The sequence below is a fragment of the Paracoccus sp. MKU1 genome (assembly GCF_001447385.1).
Classification (GTDB): domain Bacteria; phylum Pseudomonadota; class Alphaproteobacteria; order Rhodobacterales; family Rhodobacteraceae; genus Paracoccus.
In genome coordinates, this window is record NZ_LLWQ01000065.1 from 1 (window position 1) to 7819 (window position 7819).

Sequence of the window (7819 nt, forward strand, 5' to 3'; positions counted from 1 at the left end):
GGACGTCGAGACCTACGGCTCGGCGCGATGGGCAGGGCGGGCCGAGATCGAGCGGGCCGGGCTGCTCGGCCCCGACGGCGTGGTGCTGGGCCGATACCAACAGGACTACCTGCGCCATGACGGACCGGAGCATGTGCTCTGCTTCGCCCCGACCCGATCCGGCAAGGGGGTCGGGCTGGTGGTGCCGACGCTGCTGACCTGGCCCGGCTCGGCCATCGTCCACGACATCAAGGGCGAGAACTGGCAGCTGACCGCCGGGTTCAGGGCGCGGCATGGCCGGGTGCTGCTGTTCGACCCTACCAATGCGGCCTCGGCTGCCTACAACCCGCTGCTGGAAGTGCGTTGCGGCGAATGGGAGGTGCGCGACGTCCAGAACATCGCCGACATCCTCGTTGATCCCGAGGGCTCGCTGGAAAAGCGCAACCACTGGGAAAAGACCAGCCATGCCCTGCTGGTCGGCGTCATCCTGCATGTACTCTATGCAGAGCAGGACAAGACCCTCGCCCGTGTCGCGGCCTTCCTCTCTGATCCGCGCCGTTCGATCGAGGCGACGCTGGCGGCGATGATGAAGACCCCGCATCTGGGCGAGGCAGGCCCGCATCCGGTGATCGCCAGTGCCGCGCGGGAACTGCTGAACAAATCGGAGAACGAGCGCTCAGGCGTGTTGTCGACGGCGATGTCGTTTCTCGGCCTCTACCGCGATCCTGTCGTCGCCCAGGTGACCTCGCGCTGCGACTGGCGCATCGCCGATCTCATTGCTGGCGAGAGACCCTCGACGCTCTATCTGGTGGTGCCGCCCTCGGACATCTCGCGCACCAAGCCGCTGATCCGGCTGGTGCTGAACCAGATCGGCCGCAGGCTGACCGAGGATCTGCATGCGAAGGACCGCAGGCATCGGGTGCTGATGCTGCTCGACGAATTCCCGGCCCTCGGTCGGCTGGACTTCTTCGAGAGCGCCCTGGCCTTCATGGCAGGCTACGGCATCAAGTCCTTCCTGATCGCGCAGTCGCTGAACCAGATCGAGAAAGTCTATGGCCCGAACAATTCGATCCTCGACAATTGCCATGTCCGGGTCAGCTTCGCCACCAATGACGAGAGGACCGCCAAGCGGGTCTCCGATGCGCTCGGTACCGCCACCGAGATGAAGGCGATGAAGAACTATGCCGGGCACAGGCTGGCGCCCTGGCTGGGCCATATCATGGTCTCGCGCTCGGAAACCGCCCGGCCGCTGCTCACCCCCGGCGAGGTGATGCAGCTGCCCCCCGAAGACGAGATCGTCATGGTCGCCGGGACCCCGCCGATCCGGGCACGGAAAGCGCGCTACTATGTCGATCCGCGGTTCCGCGAGCGGGTGCTGCCGCCGCCGGATCCGCGCGAGGTCGCTCCATCACCACGGACTGACGATTGGTCGGCGTTGAAGCCGCCGAAGCTGGATGGTGAGGGGCAGGGGGCTGATGTCTGTGCAGGGTCACATGCCGGCGCTGCACAGGCCGGTGCGAAATCGTCCGCGGATTCGGACGATGCCGGATTGCGCCGCGAGCCGGGGTTGGAACCCTATCAGGACATCGCCCCGGAACCGGTTGCGCCTCCCCAGAACGAATTCGATCCGGACTTCGATGCCTCGGAGCGGCAGGCGGTCCGCAACCGGGGGTTGGTGCGCGACATGCGCCAGGTCGCGCGCCAGATCTCCATGGACCAGAACGATGGAATGGAGCTTTGAGCCATGCCGGAACATGCCGACAAGAAGAAGCGCCTCTCGGTCTATCTCGACCCCGACCTGATGCTGCTGCTGGCCGATTATGCCGACCGGCGCGGGAGATCCCGTTCGCTCGTCGCGGAGGCCGCCATCGCCTCCTTCCTCACGCCCGATGCCGACGAGCGGCAGGAGGCGGCGATGACTCGCCGGCTCGATCGCATCGACCGCAGCATTCAGCGACTGGAACGCGATATCGGCATCGGCAACGAGGCCTTCGCGATCTTCATGCGCTCCTGGCTGACCGCAACCCCGCCGTTGCCCGAGGCGGCGCAGGCCGCCGCACAGGCGCAGGGCGGCCAGCGTTACGACCGCTTCCTCGAAGCCCTCGGCCGGCGTCTCGCCGGCGGCCCGAAGCTGCGCCAGGAGGTGCCGGAAGAGCGAGAGTAGGCAAGGCATGCCGGCGCACCCACCTCTCTTGTGTTCCAGATCAGTGCGGCCGGTCCTCATCGGCCCAGTCCCGCGACGTATGGATGACGCGCAGGATGACGACGCTTTCCCGTCCGGCAACTGGTCGCAACTCGTAGGCGATGATATAGGGCAGGCGGCTGACGGATTTCTCGTAGCTGCCTGTGACCCGGCCGGGGCGCCCGGTTGCCATGTCTCCGAGGGCTGCGCCGGTGTCCCGGAGCCGATCCGCAACCCGCCTTGCGGCGGCCGGGTTGTCCTGCGCGATGAAGGCGATCTGCTCCTTGATGTCGTCCAGGGCCGCGCGGGCCCAGGTCACCGGCCGCTTCACGCGTTTCCTGCGCGCTTCGCTTCCGCCGCGTCGATCACGGCATGGATCTCAGCCATGGCCTCGTCATGCGGCACGACGCGGCCGGCTTCCGCATCGGCCATGCCGCGCCGGATGCCGTCGATGATTTCCAGCTCGCGCTCGACATAGGCGGAAACGGCCTCGGCCGCGAGGAACGACTTGCTGCGCCGGGTTTCTCCGGCGATCCGCTCCAGCTTCCGCTTGGTCTCGGGGGAAACCCGAATCGTCATGGTGGTGCTTGCCGTCATAGTGAAAGCCCTGTGTTATGCTGTGCACAAGATAGCACGACCGGGTCGGCCATGCCACAGTTCAGAGGCAAAGCACGAAGGCGTTATACGTCAGAAGGATGTGGTTGCCGCCGGCTTTCTTCCGCGAACTCCTGTACGGGCGAGCCTAGAAGAAACGTGGTGCAACAATGCGCAAAGGGTGGCATGTTCAGCCGTTTGCCTGCCGTTGAGCACCGACACTCCGTTTCGCCTTCGCGAACCCGCGATCCGAGGCGAGAAACCGCTCCAGCATCGGTACGACGAGCTTCTGCGGCGGGACCGCGGCACCCGGCCCGCCCGTGCCGCTACGGCCCAGAAGCTCGCCGTAAAGGGTCAAATCCCTGTGCAGGCTCGCCGGCAATTCGATGGATAGCTTCACCGGCCTATCGTCCGCGATCGGTCCCAGCTTCAGCTTCGCCATGGTGTCATCCTCCTCCGTTCCCGAAGACCAAATCTCGCGAGACCACAATCCTGACCGGGAAACCCGGCCGGATGGTCAGGGTCGGCGCGACCTGCAACTGGCGCTGGACGATCTGCTGGCCGGCTTGGTCGACGGTGTCCTGGGCCCCGTCGCGGATGGCGCGGATCAGCCGGTCCTCCTCGTCGCCGGCGGCGAGTTCCGTGCCGACGGCCAGCAGCGTCGAGAGCCCGGCGGCCTTCATCAGATCCCACCAGTGATAGTCAACGCCGTCCTCGAGACCGGCGTAACCGGACGCATCCGCGCCGGGCAGGCGCTCCAGCACCAGCGAGCGACCATCGGGAAAGATCAGCCGGTTCCACACCAGCACCACGCGCCGCTGGCCGAAGGCGACGCCGTCGTCGTATTCGCCGATGATGCGGGTGCCCTGCGGGATCAGCAGGATCGAACCGGTCGGGCTGTCGTAGACGGGCTGCGTTACCTGGGCCACGATCTGGCCCGGCAGATCGGAGCGGATGCCGGTGATCAGCGCTGCCGGGATCACCGAGCCGGCCTGCAGGATGTAGGGCGAGGCCGGTGGCGTGACGCGATCCGGGGCAACGGTGATGCGATCGGCGGCGCCGCCCAGGAACGCCGAGTGCCGGTCCTGCGCGCCTGCAGCCTCGGACTGTCCCATGGCACCGAGTCCGCCCGCGGCCTGCCCGGTACTTCCTGCGCCCAAGTCCGACGACCTGCTTGCAGGTCGTGGTCCGCCTTGAAAGAACACGCCGCTGAGCCGCGCGGCCTCTTCTTCCGCCAGCCGCTGCTGCTCCGCCGCATCCATGGCGGGCGCGGCCTCAATCGGGCCGGCGATATCCGGCGCAGGCACCGGCTCGCCGCGATTGCGGGCATTGAGGATCGGCTTGCCGAGATCGCCGGGCAACGCCGGACCGAGGGCGGGGCCGGTATAGTCGCGCGGCAGTTCGGCCAGCCCGTCGGCGGTGGCGCGGTTCTCGGTGGAAAACAGCTCCTCACCGCCGGTTTGCGCCACGTCCTTGCCCTGCAAGGCGTAGATCAGCGCCGCACCGATGCCGAGCGCGGCGAACCCGGCCAGGCCGGCCAGCACCTTGCGTGACAGCCGGGTGACGCGGGGCGGCTCGGCGCGCAGGCGCATCGGCGCGGCGGCGGTTTCCGGGTCGCTCATGACGGCACTCTTCCCTGCTCCGGCTGCAGCCGATGGATCCGCACCACCTGCTGGCGCTTGCCAGAGCCGAGGCGCAGTTCGGCGACGCCGAAGAGCCGGTCGACGATCAGGACATTGCCGTGGACGCGGCTGTTGACGATCTCCTGCTCGCCTTCCGGGCCGATGACGAAGAGCGGCGGCATCTCGCCCTGGGCGATGCCGGGCGGAAAGACCACATGGACCCGGCGGCCGTCGTCGAAGACGGAAACCGGCCGCCAGGGCGGGCTCGTGCCCTCGACCTGCAATCCGTAGCGATGGTTGCGCGCGGCGGCGGCGGGGATCACCGGTGCGGCGGGAACCACCCGCCGCTGCGTGGCCGTGGACGACGAAGTTTCCGGATAATGCCATGACACCGCCGGCATCCAGGTTTCCTCGCCGGCGCGCAGTTCCAGCATGTAGCTGCGCCGGTCGGTGGCGATGACCAGATTGGTGCTGATGTCGGGACGGGTCGGCTTGACCAGCACATGCACGCGGCGGGACGCGCCGCTGCCGCTCTCGGTATCGCCGATGATCCAGCGCGCGGTGTCGCCGGCGGCGATGGGACCGGTGCCGGTCAGCCGCTCGCCAGGCTCCAGCGCGATATCGGTGATCTGCCCAGGCGCGGCATAGACCTGATAGAGCGCGCCCTCGGACCAGGGATAGACCTGGATGGCATTGTAATAGCCCTCGCGGCGCGGCTCGACGCGGGCGGCGAGATTGGCATTCGTCACCCGGCCGGCGGGGCTCTCCGCCCCATTGCCGCCGCGCGCCGGCGTCCAGCCCGGCGGCACATGCAGCGGTTTTGGTGCCGGGTCAGCCTGAACGGCAGCGGGCGGCGATGGCAGCGGCGGGACATCGTCGTCGTAGCTGAACTGCGGGGCCTTGCTGGTGGTGCAGCCCGCCAGTACGGTAGCCGAAAGCAAAACGGCAGCCAGCAGTGGACCGGACAAGCGTTTCGCCAGGGTTCCGAACATTCCTTCGGTGAGAACAAGGCTCATTGGCTCATCTCCCGCGACCATGAGATCGCATTGACGTAGATGCCGAGGGGGTTGGCGCGCAGGGCCTCGGCGCTGCGCGGCGTCTGGATCACCACGGTCAGGATCGCGGTCCAGCGCTCGGTGGCCGAAAGCTGGCCGTTCTCGTAGCGCTTTTCCGTCCAGGCGATCCTAAAACTGTCGGGCGAGGCGCGGATGACCGAAGAGACCTCCACCGAGACCTGCCGCTCGCCCAGATTGGAGAAGGGATCGTTGCCGCGCGCATGGTCGTTCAGCGCCGCCGCGCCACGGTCGGTGGTCCAGTCATAGGCTCTGAGCCAGTTCTGGCGCAGGATCACCGGATCGGCGGGGATCGACCGGACCTGCTCGACGAAGCGGCCGAGATGCCAGGCGATCTGCGGGTCGGTGGGGCGGTAATCGGCAGAAGCGGGCGCGACGGCCTGCGCTTGCCCCAGATCGTCGACCTGCACCACCCAGGGGACCACGGTGCCCCTTGCCGACTGCCAGACCAGCGCCCCGGCAAACCCGGCAGCGACTGTCAGGCAGGCAAAGGCCATCAGCCGCCAGTTCCTGGCCTGCACGCGGGCCGAGCCGATGCGTTCGTCCCAGACCTGCGCCGCCTTCTGATAGGGTGTGACCGGTTCCGGCATCTTGCCGTAATGGGTGGTCGGACGTCTGAAGAGGTTCATGGCTTGTCGCTTTCGGAAAGGGAGACGGAGGCGCCGGGACCATGGCTGTCGCCGGAGCGCACGGCATGGGCGGTGACGGTCGCGCCCCGGCCAAGGGATTGCCCGCGCATGCGCTGCGCCCAGGCAGGCGGGCTGCCAGCCCCCGCAGCCGCACCACCGGCACTCGTACCGCCGAGCGTGCCCTGCGTGGTGCTGCCTCCGGTGCCGGTGAAACCGGCCTTCACGCCGGCTTCGCGGTTGGCCTTGAGACTGGCCGCCGCCCGGCGCAGCGGGGTCATGGCGGCGATGCCCGCCCCCTTGCCGACGCCGGCGGCACCGGAGAGGGCGCCGCCGATCCCGGATTGTCCGGCGGAGTTGAGGCTATAGGCGGCGGAGGCGGCCCCCGCAGTGGCGGCCCCGCCCCGCGCGGTCGCGGCGACACCCCTGGCGCCCAGCACCGTCGCACCCCCGGCGGCCATCGCGGCGCCGCCCACGGCCAGCCCGGTGCCGGCGACGGCGCCCGCACCCAGCTGCGGCCCGCCGGAGACGAGGCCGGTGGCGATGCCGGGGCCGAAGATGCCGAGGCCGAGTAGCGACAGCGCCGCCAGCACGATGGCCATGGCATCGTCGACGGTGGGGGAAACGCCGCCGAAGCCGGTGGTGAACCGGCCGAACAAGGTGCTGCCGATGCCGATGATCACCGCCAACACCAACACTTTTATGCCCGACGACACGACATTGCCGAGCACGCGTTCGGCCATGAACGCCGTCTTTCCGAACAATCCGAAGGGGATGAGCACGAACCCTGCCAACGTGGTCAGCTTGAATTCGATCAGGGTGACGAAGAGCTGGATCGCCAGGATGAAGAAGGCGAGGATGACCAGCGCCCATGCGAAGAACAGGCAGAGGATCTGGATAAGGTTCTCGAAGACCGCCACCCAGCCCATCAGATCTGAGATGGATTCCAGGAGCGGCCGGCCGGCATCGAGCCCGGTCTGGGCGACGCGGCCCGGCCGCAGCAGATCGGCGGCGGAGAATCCGGTGCCCGAGGCCAGCAACCCGAGCCCGGCGAAGCTCTCGAAGACGATCCGGGCGAGGCTGTTCCAGTTCGAGATCAGCCAGGCGAAGACCCCGACGAAGATGGTCTTCTTCACCAGCCGGGCGATGATGTCGTCCTCGGCGCCCCAGGCCCAGAACAGCGCCGCCAGCGTGACGTCGATCACGATCAGGGTGGTGGCGATGAAGGCCACCTCGCTCCCCAGCAAGCCGAAGCCGCTGTCGATATAGCTGGTGAAGACCGCCAGGAACTCGTCGATGACGCCGGTGCCGCCCACGATCTATTCCCTTTCCATGGATGTAGCCGGGGACGACGGATCAGGCCGCCGTCCAAGGAAGCGGTCGCGGGTCTCGGCCCAGATCGTCAGGCATTCGGCATCCTCCGCCGCTGCTTCGCCCATCTGCTGGCAGCGGCGTTGGCCCTCGCGCAGCGAATCTTCCTGCCGTGCAGGTGTCTTGCGCCCCGGCAGGGGCGGCAGATCGCCGCTCCGTTCCATCCCGATCAGCGTCACGGTCATGACGATCGCCAGGAACAGGATGGCAATCAGCCGGGCCATCGCCTTGCCTCCCATGATGCGCCTCCTCGGGCGGTCAGTTGTTGAACATCCGGGCATTGCCGGGCTGGTAACCGGCGCCGGGGGTCAGAAACCGTTCGCGCTGGATGCGGCCCTGTTCGGCGGCGGTTGCACGCTCTGCCTCTGAAAG

10 protein-coding genes and 1 pseudogene are annotated in these 7819 nt (G+C 67.9%); 2 read left to right on the top strand and 9 right to left on the bottom strand.

Features of this window, described 5'->3' with window-relative positions:
* Together AQY21_RS04730 and AQY21_RS04735 are read left to right on the top strand one after the other, a co-directional pair.
* The coding region (locus AQY21_RS04730; protein ID WP_058096644.1) for a conjugal transfer protein TraG at positions 1-1720 on the top strand (1720 nt) is incomplete at its 5' end.
* A gap of 3 nt (positions 1721-1723) precedes the next feature.
* Complete coding sequence (locus AQY21_RS04735; protein ID WP_036749298.1) at positions 1724-2143, top strand: ribbon-helix-helix protein, CopG family; 420 nt, start codon at positions 1724-1726, stop codon at positions 2141-2143.
* A 40-nt stretch (positions 2144-2183) separates the two neighbouring features.
* On the opposite strand, the gene AQY21_RS04740 is transcribed toward AQY21_RS04735, so the two are convergent.
* The 9 genes and pseudogenes from AQY21_RS04740 to AQY21_RS29615 all read right to left on the bottom strand — a co-directional run.
* Positions 2184-2492 (bottom strand): type II toxin-antitoxin system RelE/ParE family toxin, encoded by a 309-nt coding sequence (locus AQY21_RS04740; RefSeq protein ID WP_036749301.1) that lies wholly within the window; start codon positions 2490-2492, stop codon positions 2184-2186.
* Entirely contained in the window at positions 2489-2758 is a 270-nt protein-coding gene (locus AQY21_RS04745) for a CopG family ribbon-helix-helix protein (protein WP_036749304.1), read from the bottom strand. Before AQY21_RS04745 ends, AQY21_RS04740 begins: the two co-directional genes overlap by 4 nt.
* 187 nt (positions 2759-2945) lie before the next feature.
* The gene (locus AQY21_RS04750) at positions 2946-3197 is read right to left on the bottom strand and encodes a DUF2274 domain-containing protein (RefSeq protein ID WP_036749307.1); all 252 of its coding nucleotides are present in this window, start codon (positions 3195-3197) and stop codon (positions 2946-2948) included.
* A gap of 4 nt (positions 3198-3201) precedes the next feature.
* The gene (locus AQY21_RS04755) at positions 3202-4377 is read right to left on the bottom strand and encodes a TrbI/VirB10 family protein (protein WP_036749310.1); all 1176 of its coding nucleotides are present in this window, start codon (positions 4375-4377) and stop codon (positions 3202-3204) included.
* Entirely contained in the window at positions 4374-5369 is a 996-nt protein-coding gene (trbG, locus tag AQY21_RS04760) for a P-type conjugative transfer protein TrbG (protein ID WP_116171212.1), read from the bottom strand. Before trbG ends, AQY21_RS04755 begins: the two co-directional genes overlap by 4 nt.
* 20 nt (positions 5370-5389) lie before the next feature.
* A complete protein-coding gene (gene trbF, locus AQY21_RS04765) occupies positions 5390-6079 on the bottom strand; it encodes a conjugal transfer protein TrbF (protein ID WP_036759087.1) in 690 nt (229 codons plus the stop codon).
* Complete coding sequence (gene trbL, locus AQY21_RS04770; protein WP_058096646.1) at positions 6076-7392, bottom strand: P-type conjugative transfer protein TrbL; 1317 nt, start codon at positions 7390-7392, stop codon at positions 6076-6078. Before trbL ends, trbF begins: the two co-directional genes overlap by 4 nt.
* A 3-nt stretch (positions 7393-7395) precedes the next feature.
* Complete coding sequence (gene trbK-alt, locus AQY21_RS04775) at positions 7396-7686, bottom strand: putative entry exclusion protein TrbK-alt (RefSeq protein WP_036759091.1); 291 nt, start codon at positions 7684-7686, stop codon at positions 7396-7398.
* Between the two features lie 19 nt (positions 7687-7705).
* Positions 7706-7819, bottom strand: a pseudogene (locus tag AQY21_RS29615) (P-type conjugative transfer protein TrbJ); the annotation flags it as partial.